The organism is Streptomyces sp. NPDC058691 (assembly GCF_042714775.1).
GTDB lineage: Bacteria > Actinomycetota > Actinomycetes > Streptomycetales > Streptomycetaceae > Actinacidiphila.
In genome coordinates, this window is record NZ_JBHXSO010000020.1 from 54,267 (window position 1) to 75,490 (window position 21,224).

General features: G+C 71.3%; 15 protein-coding genes and 1 tRNA gene. 4 read left to right on the forward strand and 12 right to left on the reverse strand.

The window, feature by feature from the left end; translation table 11 throughout:
- The first annotated feature begins 79 nt into the window (after positions 1-79).
- The 3 genes from ACFWVC_RS16440 to ACFWVC_RS16450 are packed head-to-tail and all read left to right on the forward strand — an operon-like array spanning position 80 to position 3,210.
- On the forward strand, positions 80-1,126 hold the full coding sequence (locus ACFWVC_RS16440) for a permease (protein WP_384285224.1): 1,047 nt from the start codon (positions 80-82) through the stop codon (positions 1,124-1,126).
- Positions 1,123-1,893, forward strand: coding sequence for a TIGR03943 family putative permease subunit (locus ACFWVC_RS16445; RefSeq protein WP_384285227.1), 771 nt, complete (start codon positions 1,123-1,125; stop codon positions 1,891-1,893). The genes ACFWVC_RS16440 and ACFWVC_RS16445 overlap by 4 nt, the downstream gene beginning before the upstream one ends.
- A 60-nt stretch (positions 1,894-1,953) precedes the next feature.
- A complete protein-coding gene (locus ACFWVC_RS16450; RefSeq protein WP_384285229.1) occupies positions 1,954-3,210 on the forward strand; it encodes a hypothetical protein in 1,257 nt (418 codons plus the stop codon).
- Between the two features lie 39 nt (positions 3,211-3,249).
- On the opposite strand, the gene ACFWVC_RS16455 is transcribed toward ACFWVC_RS16450, so the two are convergent.
- The 3 genes from ACFWVC_RS16455 to ACFWVC_RS16465 form a co-directional block, all read right to left on the reverse strand.
- A complete protein-coding gene (locus ACFWVC_RS16455; RefSeq protein WP_384285232.1) occupies positions 3,250-5,292 on the reverse strand; it encodes a transglycosylase domain-containing protein in 2,043 nt (680 codons plus the stop codon).
- A 208-nt stretch (positions 5,293-5,500) separates the two neighbouring features.
- Positions 5,501-7,222, reverse strand: coding sequence for a hypothetical protein (locus ACFWVC_RS16460; RefSeq protein ID WP_384285235.1), 1,722 nt, complete (start codon positions 7,220-7,222; stop codon positions 5,501-5,503).
- A gap of 471 nt (positions 7,223-7,693) precedes the next feature.
- Positions 7,694-8,167 (reverse strand): hypothetical protein, encoded by a 474-nt coding sequence (locus ACFWVC_RS16465; RefSeq protein WP_384285239.1) that lies wholly within the window; start codon positions 8,165-8,167, stop codon positions 7,694-7,696.
- 377 nt (positions 8,168-8,544) lie between these two features.
- Between ACFWVC_RS16465 and ACFWVC_RS16470 the strand changes: the two genes are divergently transcribed.
- Entirely contained in the window at positions 8,545-8,748 is a 204-nt protein-coding gene (locus tag ACFWVC_RS16470) for a hypothetical protein (protein WP_384285243.1), read from the forward strand.
- A gap of 229 nt (positions 8,749-8,977) precedes the next feature.
- On the opposite strand, the gene ACFWVC_RS16475 is transcribed toward ACFWVC_RS16470, so the two are convergent.
- The 9 genes from ACFWVC_RS16475 to ACFWVC_RS16515 form a co-directional block, all read right to left on the reverse strand.
- Positions 8,978-9,050 (reverse strand) — tRNA-Lys (locus ACFWVC_RS16475).
- Positions 9,051-9,152: 102 nt separating this feature from the next.
- Positions 9,153-10,676: an amino acid permease gene (locus ACFWVC_RS16480; RefSeq protein ID WP_384285246.1), complete on the reverse strand. Its 1,524-nt coding sequence runs from the start codon at positions 10,674-10,676 to the stop codon at positions 9,153-9,155.
- A gap of 103 nt (positions 10,677-10,779) precedes the next feature.
- Positions 10,780-10,938: a hypothetical protein gene (locus tag ACFWVC_RS16485; RefSeq protein WP_384285248.1), complete on the reverse strand. Its 159-nt coding sequence runs from the start codon at positions 10,936-10,938 to the stop codon at positions 10,780-10,782.
- A gap of 42 nt (positions 10,939-10,980) precedes the next feature.
- Complete coding sequence (locus ACFWVC_RS16490) at positions 10,981-11,310, reverse strand: hypothetical protein (protein WP_384285251.1); 330 nt, start codon at positions 11,308-11,310, stop codon at positions 10,981-10,983.
- 17 nt (positions 11,311-11,327) lie between these two features.
- Positions 11,328-11,861 (reverse strand): thioredoxin family protein, encoded by a 534-nt coding sequence (locus ACFWVC_RS16495; protein ID WP_384285254.1) that lies wholly within the window; start codon positions 11,859-11,861, stop codon positions 11,328-11,330.
- Between the two features lie 11 nt (positions 11,862-11,872).
- Positions 11,873-14,965, reverse strand: a complete 3,093-nt coding sequence (locus ACFWVC_RS16500) for an FG-GAP-like repeat-containing protein (protein WP_384285257.1) — start codon at positions 14,963-14,965, stop codon at positions 11,873-11,875.
- A gap of 23 nt (positions 14,966-14,988) precedes the next feature.
- A complete protein-coding gene (locus ACFWVC_RS16505) occupies positions 14,989-18,051 on the reverse strand; it encodes an FG-GAP-like repeat-containing protein (RefSeq protein WP_384285262.1) in 3,063 nt (1,020 codons plus the stop codon).
- A 243-nt stretch (positions 18,052-18,294) separates the two neighbouring features.
- Positions 18,295-20,397, reverse strand: coding sequence for a DEAD/DEAH box helicase (locus ACFWVC_RS16510; protein ID WP_384285265.1), 2,103 nt, complete (start codon positions 20,395-20,397; stop codon positions 18,295-18,297).
- A 197-nt stretch (positions 20,398-20,594) separates the two neighbouring features.
- Positions 20,595-21,098, reverse strand: a complete 504-nt coding sequence (locus tag ACFWVC_RS16515; protein WP_384285271.1) for a hypothetical protein — start codon at positions 21,096-21,098, stop codon at positions 20,595-20,597.
- Positions 21,099-21,224 lie beyond the last annotated feature (126 nt).

Below are 21,224 nucleotides of genomic sequence, written 5' to 3' on the forward strand. Positions count from 1 at the left end.
GAACGTGCAGGCGTGCGAACATGACCCGGTTGTTCGACGTCCGGCAAGAGGTGTTCAGGCGCGGGGGGCCACATTGACGATGATCCCGACGGAACGCGTGGGCGGCAGCGCCCATCGGACGGAGCCGGACCGGCAGCCCCGCCGGGGAGGCCGGCGGCGGAAGAGACCCCAGGCCCGCGATCTCGAACTGCTCGTCGGCGGCATGATCCTGGCGCTGGCCGCCCAGGGCCCGCTGGCCGGCGCCCTCGACGCGCCGTGGCTGCGCGCCTGGGCCTCGGTCTTCCTGGCCGTGTGTGTGCAGGCGCTGCCCTTCCTGGTGCTGGGCACGGTCATCTCGGCCGCCATCGCGGTCTTCGTGCCGGCGTCCTTCCTGGAGCGCGCGCTGCCGAGGAAGGAGGCGCTGGCGGTGCCCGTGGCCGGGATCGCCGGGGCGGTGCTGCCGGGCTGCGAGTGCGCCTCGGTGCCCGTCGCCGGGCGCTTGATGGCCCGCGGCGTGGCACCCTCGGCGGCGCTCGCCTTCCTGCTGTCGGCGCCCGCAGTGAACCCCGTCGTGCTCACGGCGACCGCGGTGGCCTTCCCCGGACAGCCCATGGTGGTCCTGGCGCGCTTCGCCGCCTCCCTGGCGACGGCCGCCACCATGGGCTGGCTGTGGGCCCGCTTCGGCCGGCCGGAATGGCTGCGGCCCAGGGCCGGGCGCGAACTGCCGAGCGGCACCGGGCCGCAGAGCCGCTGGAAGGAGTACCGGGAGACCCTGGAGCACGACTTCCTGCACGCGGGCGGCTGGCTCGTGGTCGGCGGGCTGACCGCGGCCACCCTCAACGTCCTGGTGCCGCGCGACTTCCTGGAGGGACTCGGCGGGGTGCCCGTGGTCTCCGTCCTCGTCCTGGCGGTGCTCGCGGTGCTGCTCGCGGTCTGCTCCGAGGCCGACGCCTTTGTCGCGGCGAGCCTCACCGCCTTCCCCATGACGGCCCGGCTGGCCTTCATGGTCGTCGCCCCGATGGTCGACGTGAAGCTCTTCGCCCTGCAGACGGGCACCTTCGGGCGTGATTTCGCGTGGCGCTTCTCGGCGGCCACCTTTGTGACGGGAGTCGTGATGGCGTCGCTCGTGGGGTGGTGGCTGCTGTGAGGCGCGAGACCAGGGCCCTGCTGCTCATCCTCTTCGGCGCGTGCACGCTGCGCATCTCCCTGTTCGACACCTCCTATGTGCGGTACGTACGGGAGTCCATGCGGCCGTACCTGATCGCCTCCGGGCTGCTGCTGGTCGTCCTCGGGGTGACGGGCGCGGCCCTCGCCGTCCATGGCCAGCTGCGCGGCCGGGCGGGCACGGACGCCGGGACCGGCGGAGAGCGGTGCCGCGAGACACCGGCACAAGGGCGGGTCCAAGGCCACGCCCATGGCGGACTGCGCAGCGCGTGGCTGCTGACCCTCCCCGTACTGGCCGTCTTCCTCATCGCACCGCCCGCCCTCGGCTCGTACACCGCGCAGCGCTCTGACAGCACCGCCGTCGCGCCGTCGGGCGGCGGCAGCGCCGCCTTCCCCCCGCTCCCCAAGGCCGACCCGCTGACGATGACCCTGGCCGACTTCACCGTGCGGGCCGTGTGGGACGACTCCAGGTCGCTGGCCGGGCGGCGGGTGGTGCTCACCGGCTTCGCGACCCCGGCAAAGGGGGGCGGCTGGCACCTGACCCGGCTGACCATCAGCTGCTGCGCCGCGGACGCCCTGACGCACAAGGTCTTGATCCGGGGCACCACTTCGGCCCCGGCGGCGGACACCTGGCTGCGGGTCGAGGGTGTGTGGCACCCCAACGGGCAGACCGGACGGGAGGACGCGATCCCTGAGCTCGATGCGAAGAAGGTGACCCGTGTGACGCAACCTCACAACCCCTATGCGTAGTCAGTAAGTCGTAGGGCTCTTGCGGGCGTGGGGTTCGGGGTGTGAGGCGGTCGTGCTGGCATGGTGAAAACCGGACGCGGCACGGCCGTGCTCACCGCTGTGGGGACCGTCGCCGCCCTCGTGCTCGGGCTCTCCGGGCTGGGCCGGGCGCCGGACACCGCCGGTGGCACATCACCCGCCGGCGCGGCGGAGTACCCCACCGTCTACGGCACCAAGGACCGGGCCAAGAAGACCGCGAAGCCCTGGGACGGCAAGACCCGGGTCATCGGTGACGGCTCCACCGCCTACACCGGTCCGCAGCCCGGCCAGCTCAAGCCCGAGAAGCTCAAACCGGGGGAGAAGCCGCCGCAGTTCGTCGTCTTCTCCTGGGACGGCGCCCTGGAGAACCAGGACCACCTCTTCTCCCACTTCCGGAAGGTGGCCCAGGAGACCCACGCCCACATGAGCTTCTTCCTCACCGGCATCTACCTGGTGCCGGAGTCGAAGCGGGCGCTGTACCACCCTCCGCAGCACGGCGTCGGCAGCGCAGCCATCTCCTTCCCCACCGACGAGCACATCAAGGAGACCCTGGAACAGCTGCGCGGCGCCTGGGAGGACGGCGACGAGATCGGCACCCACTTCAACGGGCACTTCTGCGGCGCCAAGGGCGGCGGCGACTGGAGCGTCAAGGAGTGGAAGAGCGAGATCAGGCAGGCCTACTCCTTCGTGGAGCACTGGAAGACCAACACCGGTTACACCGACATCGACCCGCTCCCCTTCGACTACGCCAAGGACCTCGCCGGCGGCCGCGCCCCCTGCCTGGAGGGCCAGAAGAACCTGCTGAAGGCGGCGAAGTCCTTCGGCTGGCGGTACGACGCCAGCTCTCCCGGCGACTTCCAGATATGGCCCGTGAAGAAGAACGGCATCTGGGACTTCCCGTTGCAGCTGGTGCCCTACGCCGACAGCGACTTCCAGGTGCTGTCCATGGACTTCAACTTCCTCGCCAACCAGTCCGGCGACAGCACCGAGGGCGACCCGGCCGAGTACCCGAAGTGGGAGCAGAAGACCCGCCAGGGCTACCTCAACGGCTTCCAGCGCGCGTACAACGGCAGCCGCGCCCCGCTGTTCATCGGCAACCACTTCGAGACGTGGAACGGCCGGGTCTACATGAAGGCCGTCGAGGACGTCATGCGCGACGTCTGCGTCCGCAAGGACGTGCGTTGCGTCTCCTTCAAGGAGCTCGCGGACTGGATGGACGCGCAGGACCCCGAGGTGCTGCAGCAACTCCGGCTCCTCGACCCCGCCCAGGCGCCGGACTGGAAGACGTACCTGAAATGACGCCCGGGGCCCCCGCCGGTCCCTCGGGCCCGCGTGGGCTCACCCCTTGCCGGACATGACCCGCGTCCACACCCGCGTCGGGCTGATCCCGGAGACCCCCGGGCCCTTCAGCGCGACCAGCTCCTGCTTCTTCGGGTCCACCCGGAAGACCGCCACCGCCGTCGACACGTTGTCCCGGTAACCCGCGAACCAGGACGCGACGCGGGCACCGATCACCTCGTCCTCCGCGACGCCCGGCTTCCCGGCGGCGTCCGGGCCGGCCGCCGCGGCGGCGTGCCCCGCGCCGTGGTCGACGGAGTCCCGCAGGCCGTCGGTCACGGTGGCCGCGGTCCTCGCCGCCAGCACATGCGTGCCCTTCGCCTGCTGCCGGAAGGCCGTCGCGCCGTGCCGGTTGATCCGGTCCACGGAGAACGGCTCGACGTGGACGCCGCCGTCGGCGAAGGTCCCGTACGCGCTCGCCACGCGGATCGGGCTCGGCGTGGAGTTGCCGAGCGAGAACGCCGGTACCCGCGCCCCCATGCTGCTGCCCAGCATGCCCGTGCGGGTCGCGGTCGCCGTCACCCGGTCCAGCCCGACATCCATGCCGAGCTGCATGAACGGCGTGTTGACGGAGTTCGCCAGCGCATCCCGCAGCGAGATCTGCCCCCAGGAACGCCCCCCGTCGTTGGCGCCCTTCACCACCCGTCCGCCCCGGTCCCAGTACGGCCCCTCCGGGGTGCGGATCGCAACCTTGTCGTCGCCGTCGTAGAGGGTCGAACCGTCGACCGGTGTCCGGTCCGCGCCGCGCTGTTTCAGCACGCCGTTCTCCATGCCCGAGGCCAGCACGAAGGGCATGAAGGTCGTGCCCGCCGGGACGATGGCGATGTTGGCGTCGTTGAAGCCCTGCTTCAGATAGCCCGGCCCCCCGTACAGCGCGAGGATGCGCCCGCCGGTGCTCACCGAGGCCGCCCCGGCCCGCACGTGGACCTTGGCCGGGACGCCCTTCAGCTCCTTCTTCACCGCGGCCGCCAGCGCGGTCACCCTCGGCTTCTCGAAGGTGGTGTGGATCTGGTAGCCGCCGAGGTCGAACTCCTGGTCCGAGATGGGCGAGTGGGCGCTGACGTACGCCCGCGCCGTGTCCACGAGATAGCCCGTCTGCCCGTCGAGACCGGCCGACCTGGGCGGGTCGTGCGGCTCGGGGAAGGTGCGGTAGGTGTCGCGTTCCCGCTGCGACAGATGGCCGGTCGCCACCATCCGGTCCAGGATCCAGCCCCACCGTGCCACGGCCCGCTTGTGGTTGGCCTTGCTCACCGCCGGGTCGTAGAGACCGGCCCCCTTGAGCAGGGAGGCGATGAACGCGCCTTCGCTCGGCGTCAGTTCCGAGGCGTCCTTGCCGTAGTACGCCCAGGAGGCGCGCTCGATGCCGTAGGCACCGCGGCCGAACCAGCTGGTGTTCAGATACCGCTGCAGGATCTCCTGCTTGCTCATCTTCTTGTCGAGCTTGATCGCGATGAAGATCTCGGAGAACTTGCGGGTGAAGGTCTGGTTCTGGTTCAGATAAGCGTTCTTCACGTACTGCTGGGTGATCGTGGAGCCGCCCTGGGTGTCACCACCGCCCGCCATGTTCAGCGCGGCGCGGCCGATGCCGCTCATCGACACACCCGAGTCGCTGTAGAAGGTGGCGTTCTCCGCGGACAGCACCGCCCACTGCACCCTCTCCGGGATCTTGTCCAGCGGCATGTCCTGGCGGTTGACCGGACCGGTCCTCGCCATCTCGGAGCCGTCGGCCCAGTAGTAGACGTTGTCCTGCTGGGTGGCGAAGTCGTTGAGGTGCTTCGGGATGTCGGTGGCCGCGTAGGCCACGCCCACCACCGTGGAGACCCCGAACAGGCCGAAGAGCACCAGCCCCAGCACCTGCCGCCACGACGGCACCCAGCGGCGCGGCCCGGTGCGCCCGGGACGCGGATACGCGGGGCGCACCCTGAACGCGACACGGCGCGCGGCCTTCACCTGCGGCAGCGAACCCACCGCGCCCGCCAGGGTCAGCGGCCGCTCCGTCGCCGCCCTCCGGCGCCCCGGCGGCTTACGGCGAAATCTGTTCATGGGTCCCCCCGCGCGCGTCGGGGCGCGCTTCTTCCCGCGGTCTTCGGCTCTACCGCCAGGGGAACGTACATCGCACGGACGTGTGTCCGATGAAGGCGCGCCCTTCCCGCGAGTCCCGTCCGGAAAACGCCCGTGGGGGCACTTTCCTTGGCCGGAAAGTGCCCCCACGGTGCGGCCTATGCCGCCGCGCTTCGCCCTCGTGATGCGGTCAGGCCCGCACCGCGGCGATCGCCGCGCCCAGCGCCTCCTTGATACGCGGCCCGAGCCGGGCGAACCCGAGCTCCTTCATCGCCGCCCGCAGCAGCTCGTCGTCCGTCCGCTTGACGCCGTCGGTGTCGAGCCATCGCACGATCGCGACCAACTCCTCGGGCTTGTAAGCCGTCACGGCCTTCCCCGCCACGATCGCCGGCTTCGCCGGCCGCGCCTCGGTGGGGGCGGTCGCGGGTTCCCCTTCGCCCAGGTCCTGGTCCTGGTCCTGGTCCTGGTCCGAGGCTGCGGCCTCGGGCTCCGCAGGGGCCACGGCCTCGGGGACGGTGACGGGCTCCGACTTGGAGGCCGCCTCGGGCGCGGGCTCGGGCTCGGGCTCGACCGCGGGCTCGGCAACAACCTCGGGCTCAGGCTCGGGAGCTTCCGCCACCGGCTCAGACGGCGCGGGCGTCAGGGCCTCCGGCTCCGAGGGGGCCTCAGGCTCGACTTCCGCCACCGGCTCGGACGCCACGGGCGTCAGGGCCTCCGGCTCCGAGGGGGCCTCAGGCTCGACTTCCGCCACCGGCTCAGACGGCGCGGACGTCAGGGCCTCCGACTCCGGAGAGGCGACCGCCTCTGCCTCGGGCTCAGGCTCAGGAGCCTCCGCCGCCGGCTCGGACTCCACAGAGGCCAGGGCCTCCGGCTCGGAGGCGGATGCCTCCTCAACCTCGGGCACGTCGTCCGGCGCCGCAGGGGCGGTCTCCGGCTCGGCCACCTCAACGTCGACCGCGGGCGCGGGCGCCGCTTCCGGCTCGGCGTCGGCATCCGTCGACGACCGGGGCGCGGGAACGGACGCCGTGCCGGCGGCCTCGGTCTCGCCCAGGAGGACCGCGAGGGCCGCGGAGTCGGCGCGCTGCTCCGTGAGGTCCGCGAGGAGGTCCGCGAGACCACCCTCCGTGAGACGGTCGCGGGTGGCACGGAGGGTGGGGAGGCGGAAGAGGGTGCCCTCGTCCGCGGCGAGGCGCTCCAGGAGTCCGGCCAGGTCGGCGAAGGGGAGGGCCGCGAGGTCGCCCTCGGACCGCAGAAGGCGGCCGAGTTCGCGCAGACCCTCGATGGCCGCCTGCGAGGCGCGGGCGGCCTCGTCGAGGAAGTCCGCGTCGGCGGGAAGGGCAGGACGGCCGGGGACTTCGAGAGCGGCCCAGTCGGCGCGGTCGGCGGAGGTGGCCGTCAGCGCGGCGTGGAGGGCGTCGCGCCGGGCCCGCCCGGAAGCGAGGGAGCGGGCGCGCTTGCCGGGCGTGCGACGGCGCAGCCAGGACAGCTTGAGGCCGCGCTCACGGCGCCACGCGCCGTTCGCGGTGGCGGCGATCAGCTCGTCGAGGTCCGCGTCGGACAGTTCGTACGCCTCGGGACTCAGCGTCCGCAGCGTGGAACGCACGCGCAGCAGCAGCGCGACGATCCGCTCGGTCTCCTCCACGGTTCCGGGGGCGTCGAAGTCCGTGCCCTCGCCGATGCGACTCGCGGCCTTGACGACCGCAGGCAGGTCGCGGACGCGCAGTTCCGTGAAGACGGTGGAGGCGGCACGTGCCTCCTCGGGGCCGCCGACGGTCTCCGCGGCGGCGTACCAGGCGTGGGTGGCGGCGGTCAGCGTGAAACCGCCGAGATCCGCGTACCCGCGCAGGTCGTGGCGGAGTTCGGGGCTGAGGGAGGCGAGGTCGGCGGAGCTGTGCAAGGAGGGTGCGGTCATATGAGGTCCGGTTCCTGGCAAGTGCGATGGGCGTCGGCGGCGCACGCACGGCGGGACGAGCCGCGCGGCGGCGCTCGCGGTGGCCCCACGATACGGGCGCGCTCCGCTCCGGCGCACACGCCCCATCCATTACGGAACCCCGGCCCGCGGCAAGACCCGCCCCCCTCCCAAGGCCATCTGCCCCCGCGCGAAGAGCGATCCGCCACGAACGTTCCGTAATGCACGATCCGTCCTCATACAGTCACGGCCGCGTCACGGAGTTCGTGGTGCCATGCCCCCCCATGTGCCGCTCTGCGACGTTTGCACTCACACGCACCACGACTCAGGGGGACGCCATGTCACAGCCTCATTACCCGCCGCCGTCCGAGCCTCCGCAGCCGGGCTGGGCCGCGCCACCGCCCGCACCGAGGAAGTCCGGCGACTGCGCCCCCGCTGCCCGAAGGACGGCGGGGCGCTTTCGTGCGTTCGGGGCTACTGCCTTCGATCCCACGTCGGCCACTCCCCCGTCTTGGGGTCGCGACCGCGCTGAAAGTGAGCAGCCGCGTCGGAACGGCCAGTCGCGCCGACCCTCATCCAGCTGCCTACGGCACCCCACAGGAAAAGGCCGCCGATCACAAGGCACCCGATCGCGATGGACAGATCGTGGGCCTTGGCGACAGCAAGGAAGCCGCTGAGCGCCCAGAAGCTGAGGAACAGGGCGACAACGATCCACAGCGCCTTACCCCAAGGGCTGAGCGGCTTTCGGGCTACGGGCGGAGTGCCCTTGGCTCTTCGCCAGGCGCCACGCACACCGAAGCCGAGACCGACGAGGACAGGCACGAAGGCGACAAGATCGGAGAGACCCGCCCAGTCGCCGGCGACGATACGGAAGATCACGAATGAAGCCATGACGGCAAGCGCCAGGCTGAGTACTGCGGCGCAAATTTTCCAGGACACGGATTTCATGGCCGCACCCTAGTGTGGCTCTGACCTGCGATATTAGAGGGTTCCGGTTGCCCCGCCCCGCTGGACGGCGCCGAGCTGAGACTGCCGCCTCTCCGACGGCAAGCATCACGGAAGGCAGGCGGTGGGGGCCTTCTGCTGCTCGACATGGGGGAGGGCTCCGCCCGGGGGGGGTGAGCGGAGCCCTCTGGGGCTCCACCCGGGGGGGTGAGCGAAGCCCTCGTCATCAACACTACTCCCGCCGATCTTGGCGGCAGGTTGCCCCGCGGTGCCGATTCGGTGAGGGCGACCCCGCCGCGCGGGCAATGGCCTGCCGGGGTGTGCGAGCGGGGCCGCACTTCCAGGATGCGACCGATACCGCCCCGGGTCATCCTGAACGAATGGACCACCGCGTGATCGTCATGCCGGTCTCGCCGGGCGGCGGCCGGCAGGTGCGCGTGGAGGAGGAGATCCTCGGCGTGGCCTTCAACGCGAGCGACCTGCTGGAGTTCCTTCGGCGCGCAGGCCTCGACCCGGACACGGTCGACGTCACCGACCCCGAGCTCATCGACTGGCGCGGCAACGGACCCGAGGCGTGGGAATGACGAGGGCCGGCCCCCTGCAGCCGTGATCTGAGCCATGGTCGGCCGCCCGTACCGCAACAAGCGGGCCACCTTGGGAGGTTCGGCGCTCGGGTGGGCGAGACGTGGTCATCTGCATCTCGGCCGAGCCAACGATCGCCAGGCCCCCGGAAACGGGCTGCGGCCCCGCCGGCCTGAGCCGGTGGGGCCGCATTCACGCAGGACAGCGGTGGCGAGACCAACCGCCTGCGGGTAGGCCGTGTGGGACTCGAACCCACAACCAATGGATTAAAAGTCCACTGCTCTGCCAATTGAGCTAACGGCCCGCACACCGCAGCATAGCCGGACGGCGGCCGTCGCTCCGAGCGCATTGGGCCTGTTGGACGCCGTCGCCGTCACGGAGGTGGCGACGGCGGCGGCCGTGGGCGTCAGCCGGGAGTGTCCGTGGGGGCCGGGGCGTGGTCGCGGAGGAACCAGTGGCGGGCGGAGGCCAGCCACCAGATGGCGGCGAAGCCGAGGACGACCAGGACCGCGACGGGCGCGTAGTTGAAGGTGTCGACGGTGACGGGACTCACCTGGGGGAGCATGAAGAGCACGGTGATGAAGCCGACCCAGGCGACGGCGAGGATGCCGATGGGGCGGGACCAGCGGCCCAGGTGCCAGGGACCGCGGTCGAAGGCGTCGCCCTTGCGGAGGCGCAGCAGGGTGGGGATGACGTACGCGATGTAGAGGCCGATGACGGCGATCGACGTCACTGCGGCGTACGCGGTGAGGTTGATCAGGTAGGGCAGGCCGAGGACGAGGGCGCCCAGGGCGGCGAGCCAGACCGCGTTGGTGGGGGTCCTGGTGCGGGGGTTGATGTGCCGCCAGACGGCGGAGAAGGGCAGCGCCCCGTCACGCGAGAAGGCGTAGATCATGCGGCTGTTGGCGGTGACGGAGGCCATCCCGCAGAAGAGCTGGGCGCCTATGACGACGAGCAGCAGCAGCTTGCCCCCGACGGCGCCGGCGCCGTCGATGAGGATCTGGGCGGGCGGTACGCCGGTGGAGGTGCCGAGGGTCTCGTCGTAGGACTGGATGGCGTACGTGAAGCCGAGCAGCAGCACGAAGCCGGCGATCCACGAGATCCAGATGGAGCGGACGATGCCGCGCGGGCCGGCGGTGGCGGCGTCGTGGGTCTCCTCGGTCATGTGGGCGGAGGCGTCGTAGCCGGTGAAGGTGTACTGCGCCATGAGCAGGCCCAGCAGCACGACGTACACCCCGCTTCCCCAGCCGGTGTTGTTGACGAAGTGCGTGAAGACGAACGAGGTCGACTGGTGCCGGTCGGGCACGAGGGCGAGCACGCCGACGATCAGCGCGACACCGAGCACGTGCCACCAGACGCTGATGTCGTTGAGCAGCGCGACGATGCGCACGCCGAAGGTGTTGAGCAGCCCGTGCAGCAGCAGGATCGCCGCGAACAGCACGATGGTGTGGCCGGGCGTACTGGCGAATCCGAACTGCAGGTCCAGGTACGCGTTGAGGAAGCTCGCCGCGCCGAAGTCGATGCCCGCGGTCACGGCGACCTGGCCCAGCACGTTGAACCAGCCCGCGAACCACGCCCAGGCGGCGGCGCCGCGCGCCGGGGCGAGCTTGTAGGCCCAGTAGTAGAGGCCGGCGGAGGTCGGGTACGTGGAGCAGATCTCGGCCATGGCGAGACCGACGACCAGGGTCATCAGGCCGACGCCGACCCAGCCCCAGGTGATGACCGCGGGGCCGCCGGTGTTCATGCCGAACGCGTAGAGCGTCAGGCACCCGGACAGCACCGAGATGATCGTGAAGGAGACCGCGAAGTTGGAGAACGCGGACATGCGGCGGGCCAGCACCTGCGTGTAGCCCAGTTGGGCCAGGCGTTCCTCGTCGGTGACCGGGGCGGCGGGCCCTTCGGCCGCGTCCGTACCTTTTGGAATTGTCATGCCCCCAGCGATTCCCCCGCCGGGGGCACGGCATGCGTCATGCGCTGGCTGAAATCGACCGTATTCACCCGCGCGTGACGGGGGTGTCTCCGCCGCGTTTCCGTCAGTCGCCGAGCGGCACGGAGACCGCCCGGTCCCGTACGGGGACCAGACAGCCGTCGTGCTCGCTGCACGCGCCGTAGGTGAGGAACACCCGCGCGCCGCGCTCGCCCGCGACCCGCCGGACCGGGAGCCGGAGGGTGACCTGTCCGTCCTCGTACACGGGCAGGCGTACGCCGAGGCCTTCGGGACTCAGGACGCTCTCCTACGAGTCTGTGGTCGCCGGGCCCGTGGACCGCAGCGCGCCCTCGGCGCGGATGCGCGTCGGGATGCCGATCCCGTCGACTCCGCCGTCGGGGAGGGCGAGGCTGTAGAGGTGGAAACCGGCCCGCTCCGGCCGCAGGACGGCGACGACCCGCGGCCCGTCGTCACCGGACTCCGGCTCCACCCTGACCGTCACGGCGACCCCGCCCTCCGAGAAGCTGCTCGCGACGGGAGGCGCGGGGCCGTCGCCCTCACCGGCCCCCGCGCAGCCGCTGAGCGCGAACACGGCGACGGCGCCGAGCGCGGCGGCCGCCGTCCGCGCGGGCCCCATCGCCCTCGCCCCGCCGGCTATGCCCATCGCCTCAGGAACGTCCCGACCTGGTCCGCCGACATCGTCCGGGCGTTGGAGAACTCGCCCTGGTTCGTGGCCACTTTGATCCGTCCCGAGGAGGGGTCGAGCACGACCAGTGCGGGGATGCCGCTGGTCTCCAGGTCGACGTAGCCCCCGGCCACATCGAGATTCCGGTCGAACTCTCCGACGTCCACGGTCACCACGTGGTATTTCGCCAGCAGCGCGGCCGGTCCCGGCTCCCGGAAGCGCTTGCCCAGGACGACGCAGTCCAGGCACCAGTCGGCGCCGAAGTCGATCAGCACAGGACGGCCGTCCTTCTTCGCCGCCTTCCGGGCGGCCGCGATGTCCGCGGCCGCGTCGCGCCGGGGGTCGTAGCCGTGCGGGGCCTTCGCCGGAGCCGGGGAAGACGGGGAGGCCGCAGAAGCCGCGGAAGCCGACGCGGTGGCCGGCGCCGCCGCGTCGGACGACGCCGCCGCGCCGGCACACCCGGTGAGCGCCAGCAGGGCGGCCACGGCCAGTAGTTTCCTCATCGTCTCCTCCATCAGAAGATGCCCTTGTAGGCGTCCCAGATGGACCAGATCATCACGCGTCCGCCGAAGGTGCCCTTGCCGGTGCCGGCGTAGCGGTACAGGTTGTTGGAGGTGTCCCGGGCAAGCAGGTCCGCCTTGCCGTCGCCGGTGATGTCGCCGATGCCGACGACCACGTTGTACGAGGCGCCCCAGTCGTTCGCGACCTTCACCCGGGCCTTGAAGTGACCCTTGCCGTCGCCGTTGTAACGCCACAACTCGTTCGACTTGTCCTGCGCCAGCAGATCGCCGAAGCCGTCGCCGTTCAGATCACCCGCTCCGACGAGCTTCTTGTCGCCGTCCCACGAAGCCCCGATCCGCTTGCCCGCCGCCAGTTTCCCGCTGCTCGTCGCAGCGAAAAGGTAGACGTCGCCGTTGGAGGACTTGCGCGCGATCAGGTCCGCGCGGCCGTCACCCGTGAGGTCACCGGGCGAGGTCAGCACGTTGTACGCCTGGAAGCCCTTCCCCAGCGAGATCCGGGGACTGGTCTTCGCGATCGCCCCCTTGCACCGTCCGGTGTAGCGGTAGAGCTCGCCGACCGTATTGCGCACCAGGGTGTCCGCGCAGCGGTCCCCGTCGAGGTCGCCGAAGGGAACGAAGCGGTAATCGGGGTTCCAGCCCTTGGAGGAACTGATCGCCATGCCGTCCTGCGGCCCGGGGCCGAAGGCGTCGAACTCCAGGAGGCCCGAGGACTTCAGCGCGACCAGTTCCCCGATGCCGTCCCCGTCGCTGTCACGCCAGGCGCTCTTGGCGCCGGCCAGCTGCGTCGTCCCCGTGGCGGCCGTGCGGGAGCCGGTGCCGTCGCCCGGATCCGCGGACAGCGTCCACGTGTAGAACCCGCCGACCTGGAGCGTGCCGTGGTCGTCAGTCCCGTTCCAGGTGGTGGTCACCTGCGCGCCCTCGTGCCCCGTGCCGTGAATGGTCCGCACGACCTTGCCCGCCCTGTTCCGGAAGCTGACGCTCCAGCTCACCGGCGGCCGGGACAGCAGCCAGGTGCCATGCCAGACGTTCTGGCTCTCGGAGGGCCAGCCCAGGTTCGTGTAGTCGTCCACGCGCGACTCGAGGACGGTGACCGGGGAACGCGGCACGCTCACCGGCTTGACGTGCACCCGCTGAGCGGCGTCCACGTAGGCCACGTTGCCGCCGAACTTGTCGACGGTCCAGGTGATCCGGCGGTCCGCCGACGGATCCCCGGCCGGCAGGTCCGCGAAGTCGGCCGTGGCCGCCGCCGTGCCCGCACCCTTGTGGAAGTCGGTCAGCAACAGCTTGCCCGCGGTCCGGTCGTGGCGGACGAGGAATCCGTCCCCGAGCAGCGCCTCGCCGGACGGGACAGGGATGTTCCTCTTCGCCGTCAGGTCCCACACACCCGCCTTGGCCGTGGGCCCGCAGGACCAGTACAGCCAGCGCCCCACGACCTGCAACTCCTGGGGAACACAGCCGGAACCGAGCGCGATGTCCGCGGAGGTCTTCTTCGTCTTCAGGTCGTAGGAGTTGACGCTGCCCTTCGTGGCCGCGGGCTTCCACAGCTTGGTGCCCCACACGGAGGCCGCCGAACGCGGGCGGCTGTGCGTGATGTTGTCGCTGGAGTACTGCTCGAAGTCCCCGACGTACTGGCGTGCGACGCCGGCGTCGTTGGTGACCGTGTAACGCCCCGAGGAGTCCACGATCCGGTTGTTCGGGTTCGGCAGCGACACCACCTGACCCGTGTTCTGGTTGATCGGGCTCTCGACGAATCCGCTGGACAGGTGCGCCGTGCGGCCGTTGCCGAGCGCGTGGAGCTCGATGCAGGCGGAGCCTGCCCGGCAGGGCTGGTACCAGGTGTGCAGGAAGGAGCGCAGGGTCCGCGGGCCCGGCTCGGGAGTCCCCGTCAGCGCGAGGTCGTAGTCGTACTGGACGCGTATCCAGCTGTCGGCGCCGGTGGCGACGGACAGCCGGCCGCCGCCGAGAGCAAGGCCGTCGATGGGCGCGGTCATCGGTGCGACAGGGGAGACCGACGTGACCGCGGGGGTCTCGGCCCCCGCCGCGGTGACGCGGCGGACCGCCCAGTCGGCGGAGTCGCCGCCGCCCGCGACCAGGACGCCGCCGTCGGGGCCGGTCGCGAGGTTGTTCGCCGCGTACTTCAGCAGCGTTCGCCATGCCCCGCCACCGATGGCGACGGCCGTGAGCGCTTCGCCCCGCTCTTCCTGGGGCTGGGATTCGGTGCGGGTGACAAGAATCCAGTCACCGGCCAGGGCCAGCGTGACCGTCGGCTGCGTCGAGGCGCCATCGAGCGGTGGGATGGCGGTCTGCGTCGGAACCGCGGCTGGATCGGCGCGCGGGACGGTGTAGGCGATCAGCTTGCCCGGGGCCTGACCGAGCACCTTGTCGCCGGAGAGCACGACCTTGCTGGGCTTGACCGCCAGCGAGCCGAACAGCTCCGCCGCCGTGTCCGCGGCGAAGTCCACCAGCACCAGCCGCGGGGTGCCCGTGCCGCCGGACAGGGTGATGACGGCGCCCTGGCGGTCCTGGGCAGCGACACCGACGACGCGCGGGGCGCTCTGCAGCAGGCCCTCCGCGGGCAGCGGTACATCGGTCACCTGGCCGTCAGCCGCGTGCAGGACGTGCAGCGCTGTGACCGCGCCGGAGGCCGCCTTCTCGTACGTGACGGCCGAGGACTCATTGAAGGCCCCGGACCACTCCTGGCCGTCCGGGCGGGTGATGTTCGTGGTGCCGCCGGTCGCCAGGTCACGCACGACGACATCCCGCGAGTTACCGGGCGCGGTCGCGTACAGGCCGGTGTTGAGCCGCCCCGTCACCGAGGAGAGGGAGGGTGTCGTGGCCCCCGTGGCGTAGTCCGTCCACAGATTGCCACTGGTGCCCTCCTGTTGGTGCAGGTAGCCGGTGGGACCGGCGGTCACCACGGTCTCGCCGCGCGGTATGTAGCGCGCGCCTGCCGAGATCACCGCCTCCGCCGGCGCGCTCCCGTCCGCCGCGGCCGTCCCCGGCAGCGCCGCCGGCACCCCGGCGGCGGCCAGCACGACGGCGACGGCGATCGCCCGCGCCCTGCGGGACCTTTTCGTGCTCCGCATGTTCCCCACCCTTGTCCCCGGCATCAGAAGACACCCTTGAAGGCCTGCCAGCCGGTCGCGATCTTCACGCGCGCGGCGAAGGTGCCGTTGCCGTGCCCGGTCTGGCGGTAGAGGACGCCCGAGGCGTCCCGCGCGACCAGGTCGGCCTTGCCGTCGCCGGTGATGTCCCCGACGCCGACAACCACGTTGTACGAGACGCCCCAGTTCTTGGCCAGCAGCACCCGGGCCTTGAAGTGACCCTTGCCGTCCCCGTTGTAACGCCACAACTCGTTCGACTTGTCCTGCGCCAGCAGATCGCCGAACCCGTCGCCGTTCAGATCACCCGCGCCCACGATCTTCTTGTAACCGGTCCACTTCGAGGCGATCCTGACCCGGGCGGCCAACTTGCCCGCGCTCGTCGCCTTGAAGAGATAGACATCACCGGTCGAGGCCTGACGCGCCAGCAGATCGGCACGCCCGTCACCGCTCACGTCACCGGGCGAGGTCAGCACGTTGTACTGCTGGAAACCCGTCCCCAGCGAGGTGTACGGCGTCGACGGCGTGACCGCCTTCCCGCAACCCGGCTTGTACGCCCGCAAGGTCCCACTGCTGAAGCGCACCAGCACGTCATTGCACCGATCACCGCTCAAGTCCCCGAACGGCACGGCGGTGACGGTGGCGGGCCACCCCGTGCCCGAGAGGGTGCCCGAGAACTTCCCGGCGCCATCGCCCTTCTGGAAGGCGAGGGTGCCGGAGGAGGTGAGCGTCAGCAGGTCGCCGAAGCCGTCACCGCTCGCGAAGTCTCGTCGTACGGCCGCTCCGCCGCTCAGCTTCACGGTTCCGGACGTCGTCAGCGCCGCGCCCCTGCCGTCGGCCGGGGTTGCTCCGAGCGTCCAGGTGTACGCGCCGTTCGGCAGGAGGGCGCCCTTGGCGTCCCGGCCGTCCCAGGCCGCGCTGACCGTAGCCCGGGCCGCGCCCCCGCTCACCGTGCGCACGACCGCGCCGGTCGCCTTGTGCCTGACCACCAGCTTCCACGACGCGGCGGGCTTCGACAGCCACCACTTGCCGCGCCACCCCACGGGGGTCGAATCGGTGTCGGCCGTTGTCCCGACCTGCGCGTCCGGCACGCTCAACGCGGAGGCGGGGACGCCGGCGTTGAGGATGTGGACGTTCTGGTCGGTGTCGGAATATGCGATGTAACCGGTGTACGGGTCCAGCGACCACGCCGTGCCGGTGTGCTCGGCCAGCTGCCGCTTCACCACGGTGCCGCTGTGGAAGTCGTACAGCGTCAGGCCACCGTCCGCGACGCGGTTCACGGCGAACCCGTCACCGAACCGGAGCGCCCCGTCGGTCTGCGGAAACGCGAACTGCTTCTTCGTCAGGGTGTCGTAGACACCTGCCTTGACCACGTCCCCGCTCAGGCAGAACCAGTTGACCCAGTGGCCCACCGCGGCCAGGCTCGCGGGGCCGGAGCACCCCTTCAGCGCGAAAGTGGTGATCCGTGCGCCGGTACGGAGGTCCTGGGCTGCCACGCCCGTCGTCCCTGTCGACGTCCACAGGGTGCGCCCCCACAGGGCCCACCGCGACCCCAGGTCGAGGCTGCGCAGGACGCTGCCGGTGTCGAGGTCCGTGAAGTTGTAGTTGTCGTTGCCGTGCCGGAACCAGACGACAGCCGTCCGGCCCGAAGCAGCGCTGAGCGCCACGTCCTCGGGACCGGAGAAGCCCGTGGCGTGCTCGGTCACGGCGCTCGCCGGACCGCCGTCCGTGACATAGAGACTCTGCGCGTCGCCTGCGTCGGCGGCGGACGCGAAGCCCGTGTACACGACCCGCCCGTCACCTGTGGCCTTGAACATCGGGCAGTCCGTGGTGCACTTGCCGTGCCTGCGCGCCACAGGAGCTACCGGCTGCCGCCCGCCGTACTGCACCTGTGTGGTGCCGCTCAGATCACGGCCGTAGAAGGCGGTGCGACCGTCGCCGTTCTCCAGCGTGAAGAGCCGGCCGTTGGACACCGCGAGCTGCTCGACGGCCATCGGCACAGGCGGCAGGTCGACGACGCGCACGACCTGTGGATGCCCGTCGGCATCGGCGGTGATCCTCCCGATTCCGTAGTCGGTGGCGGACTCGCCGCCCGCGAAGACCAGACTGCCGTCCGAGGCCGGCACCACCTCCTTGGAGGCGCGGGTGACGAGAGTGCGCTCGGCGGAACCGTCGAAGGGCACGGCGGACAGCCGCCACACGGCCGTCAACGAGTCCGCCTCCCCGTACTCCGGCACATGGCGCGCCACGACGAGGGCGTCACCCACCGTGCCCACGACCGCGGCGTCGTCGGACAGCGCGACGGTGTGTACGGGGGCGTCCCAGTTGCCGTGCGCGTAGACCGCCACCGCGCCGGACGCCCGGGTCAGGACATACCGCGATCCGACCACCGACGTCGAGTCGGCGACGCCCGCGGGGAGCATGACCGCCTTCCCGCTGGCCACATCGACCCAGGCGTAGTGGGCCGTGGACGCGCCGGGGATGTCGACATGCACCACGAATCCGTCACTGGCTCCGTGCGGAGAGAACGGGAAGACCGAGCCCTCCGGCAGCCCGGTGACCGGGACGTCCACCGTGGTGCCGTGGTCGTTGTGCAGGAGGTGCAGCCCGGCACGCTCCGAATTGACGTTATGACCGGTGAGGACGGTGTGTCCGTAGGCCTGCATGTAGTACTGCTCCGCGGGCACGGTGACGTTGTCCACGGTGCCGTTCGCCATGTCCCTCAGAACCACCTGGTGCCGGTACTCGAGAGCCACGATGTCCGAGAAACCGTAGGTACCGGGCAAGGCCGTGTTGTGGTGTCCCGGGTCGTCCAACTGCACCTGGGTACCGTCGTTGCGGGTCCACCACAGAGCTCCGTTCAGTGAGGCAGTCCGGTACTGGAGAAAGCCGGAGACACCTGCGCTCTGCAGCAACGCCCGCTTCGGCATCGAACGGGGTGTGGCAGGGACGATCGTCTCCTGCGAGGTCGCGGCCTGCGCCGGCGTCTGCGGTGGACCGTAGCCCACGGCAACCGCGCACGAAAGGACTGCGGTCATGGCGGCGATGCGGACGAGGGCACGTCTGGCCACCCGTTCCTCCTGAAAATCACGAAGAACACGAAGAAGGTGGAGCGGCACAGCAGGTCAGTGGTGTCGCGGCGTCCGGCGCCGCGGAATCCCCCAAGCCCCCCGGCTTGTACCCCCCACGCAATTGTCATGGACGATAACAGCCGCCCCACAGGCCCCGGAAGCCGAGGGGGGCAACACGAAGGGGCCCGGCAGGTGGTGTTCACCTGCCGGGCCCCTTCGTGTCGGGACGTCGCTCAGTCGGCGTCAGCCGTTGCGCTTCCAGCGCGGCTTGTCGTCACGGCGGCCGAAGGAGCCGGTGCCCGTGCCGGTGCCGGTGGTGCCGGGGCGGTGGTCGTCACGACGGCCGTACGGACGGCGGTCGTTGTTGTCGCGGTCGCGCCCGAAGGACGACGGGCGGTCGTCACGGCGGTCACGGTTGAACGGACGGTCGTAGGAGCGGGCGGCCGGGCGCTCGTCGCGGTTGTACGCGGGGCGGTCGTCACGACGCTCGTAGGACGGACGGGACGGACGCTCGTCACGACGGTCACGGCTGTTGTACGACGGACGGTCGTCACGACGCTCGCGGTTGCCGTACGACGGACGGTCGTCGCGGCGCTCACGGTTGCCGTACGACGGGCGGTCGTCACGACGCTCGTGGGACGGACGGGACGGACGGTCGTCGCGGCGGTCGCGGTTGTTGTACGACGGGCGGTCGTCACGACGCTCGTAACCGCCGCGGTCACGGTCGCGGTTGCCGTACGACGGACGGTCGTCGCGGCGGCGCTCGTAGCTGCCCCGGTCGTCGCGGCGCTGGAAGGTGCGCTGCTCGGCCGGCTCGGCGGGAGCCTCGGCCTGCGCCGGGACGGCCGCGGCGGCGACCGCCTCGGCGGCCTCGGCCTGGGCGGCGGCGACGGCGGCCTCGGGGTCGTCACCGCGCTCGCGGGCGGCGCGGGCGGTGAGGCGGTCGGCCTCGTCGCGCAGTTCGGCGGCCCGACGCTGCGCGCGCTCGAGGGACTTGGTGAGGTCGGCGACCTCACGCTCGGCCTGCTGCGCGGCGTTGCCGGCCGCGTCGGCCTGGACCTCGGTCAGCGAGCGGGCGCCGGTGATCTTGGCGACGTCCTCGTCGAACGCGCCGGCACCGCCGACGATGTGGCGCGAGGCGTCGACGCCCGCGTCCTCCATCAGCCGGAAGATCTGCTTGCGCTGGTGCGGCAGGGCCAGGGAGACGACCGTGCCGGACTCCCCGGCGCGGGCGGTGCGGCCCGAGCGGTGCAGGTAGTCCTTGTGGTCGGCGGCCGGGTCCACGTTCAGCACCAGGCCGATGCCGTCGACGTGGATGCCGCGCGCCGCGACGTCTGTGGCGACCAGGACGTTGACGTAACCGTCCTTGAAGTCGGCCAGGGTGCGGGTGCGCGCGCCCTGGGTCATACCGCCGTGCAGGGCGTCGGCCTTGACGCCCGCCTCGCGCAGCTGCTCGGCGACGCGGTCGGCGCCCATCTGGGTGCGGACGAAGATGATGGTGCGGCCCTTGCGGGCGGCGATGGCCGCGGTGACCGGCGCCTTGTCCTTGGGCTTCACGATCAGCACGTGGTGGGTCATCGTGGTGACCGCGCCCGCGGAGGGGTCGACCTCGTGGGTGACCGGGTCCTTCAGGTAGCGCTTGACCAGCGTGTCGATCTCGTTCTCCAGCGTGGCGGAGAACAGCAGCCGCTGGCCGCCCTTGGGAACCAGGTCGAGGATCTCGGTGACCTCGGGCAGGAAGCCCATGTCGGCCATCTGGTCGGCCTCGTCGAGGACGGCGATCTGCACCTGGTCCAGCGAGCAGGCGCCACGGTCGATCAGGTCACGCAGCCGGCCCGGGGTGGCGACGAGGATGTCGACGCCGCGCTCCAGGGCGTAGATCTGGTTCTGCATCGAGGTGCCGCCGCAGACGACCTTCATCTTCAGGCCGAGCACGTCGCCGTACGGCTGCAGGGCGTCGGCGACCTGCATCGCCAGCTCGCGGGTCGGGGTGAGGATCACACCGCGCGGGCGCTTGCGGTCGGTGTGGCCGCCGGAGAGCTGCGTGAGCAGCGGCAGGCCGAAGGAGAGCGTCTTGCCGGAGCCGGTGCGGCCGCGGCCGAGGATGTCCTTGCCGGCCAGGGCGTCGGGAATCGTCGCGGCCTGGATCGGGAAGGGGGTGGTGACACCGTTCTGCGCCAGCTTGCGGACGATGGCCTCGGGCAGGCCCAGGTCGCCGAAGGTGGACTCGGGGGCCTCGGGGGTCTCGGGAGCGACGTGCTCCTCGGTGACGGCCCCGGCCGTGCTCTCGGTGGTGTCGTTGGTGTCGAAGGGCATGGCGGAACGGTCGGCAGTGTCAATAGACATGCTGAAGCTAAAACCTCTCGGAGATTTCGGCACGCGCCAGCTCCGGAGGTTGCTTACAACCGCCTCGATGCGGTCAGCCACAGGAGAAAAGGAACGCGCCAACGCGGCGCGTCTCGGTTCGGCGCCGGGCAATGGGATCAAACGATCTACCAGCATACGCATAGGTGGCCACTTTGGCCAATTCGGCCCTGCGCCCCTCAGGCGGCCCCGTTCACCGACGGCGCGCTGGAAGGGGACGGCTCGGGCGAGGGCCCGCCGGAGGGCGGCGCCGAGGACCCACCGCCGCTGGGCGACGACGAGGTGGAGGGCCGGTCGGTCGGGGACGCCGGCGTGGAGGGCCGGGACGACGACGAGGGCCGCCCCGAGGGCTTGCCGCTGTGCGGACCGCCCGGACCCTGGGTCGGCCCCGGCACCGATTCCTGCGCGCTCGCCGACGGCGACCCCGAAGGAGACGCCGAATGCCCCGGCCGGCCCGGGCGGCCCACCGGGGCACCCGGACCGGCGCCGGGCATGCCGAGCCCGCCGTCCGAGCCGGCACCCCCGGCCCCGCCGTCCTCGCCGGAGATCCCGGAGGAGATCCCGTCCGGCTTGGCGTCGCTACCCGTGCCGCCGACGGTCATGCAGCCGGTCAGGGACCCCAGGGCGAATACGGGAAGAAGCAGTGCGGCCGCCGTGCGCGCGCGGGCTGTGGCAGGGGTCACGGGAGCACCTCGGAAGGTCTGAAGAAGTCTGGAGTGGGTCTGGAGGCAGTCGCCCGGCGAAGCGGGTTCCCCGCTGCCCAACGGGCCCGCGGCCCCTGGGGACACGCCCGCGGCCACACGCCGCCC

Bases quoted from the DNA above. Each gene is read 5' to 3' on its own strand.
- ACFWVC_RS16440 (WP_384285224.1), top strand. From the start codon at position 80: ATGATCCCGACGGAACGCGTGGGCGGCAGCGCCCATCGGACGGAGCCG.
- ACFWVC_RS16450 (WP_384285229.1), top strand. From the start codon at position 1,954: ATGGTGAAAACCGGACGCGGCACGGCCGTGCTCACCGCTGTGGGGACC.
- ACFWVC_RS16455 (WP_384285232.1), bottom strand. From the start codon at position 5,292: ATGAACAGATTTCGCCGTAAGCCGCCGGGGCGCCGGAGGGCGGCGACG.
- ACFWVC_RS16460 (WP_384285235.1), bottom strand. From the start codon at position 7,222: ATGACCGCACCCTCCTTGCACAGCTCCGCCGACCTCGCCTCCCTCAGC.
- ACFWVC_RS16465 (WP_384285239.1), bottom strand. From the start codon at position 8,167: ATGAAATCCGTGTCCTGGAAAATTTGCGCCGCAGTACTCAGCCTGGCG.
- ACFWVC_RS16470 (WP_384285243.1), top strand. From the start codon at position 8,545: ATGGACCACCGCGTGATCGTCATGCCGGTCTCGCCGGGCGGCGGCCGG.
- ACFWVC_RS16480 (WP_384285246.1), bottom strand. From the start codon at position 10,676: ATGACAATTCCAAAAGGTACGGACGCGGCCGAAGGGCCCGCCGCCCCG.
- ACFWVC_RS16490 (WP_384285251.1), bottom strand. From the start codon at position 11,310: ATGGGGCCCGCGCGGACGGCGGCCGCCGCGCTCGGCGCCGTCGCCGTG.
- ACFWVC_RS16495 (WP_384285254.1), bottom strand. From the start codon at position 11,861: ATGAGGAAACTACTGGCCGTGGCCGCCCTGCTGGCGCTCACCGGGTGT.
- ACFWVC_RS16500 (WP_384285257.1), bottom strand. From the start codon at position 14,965: ATGCGGAGCACGAAAAGGTCCCGCAGGGCGCGGGCGATCGCCGTCGCC.
- ACFWVC_RS16510 (WP_384285265.1), bottom strand. From the start codon at position 20,397: ATGTCTATTGACACTGCCGACCGTTCCGCCATGCCCTTCGACACCAAC.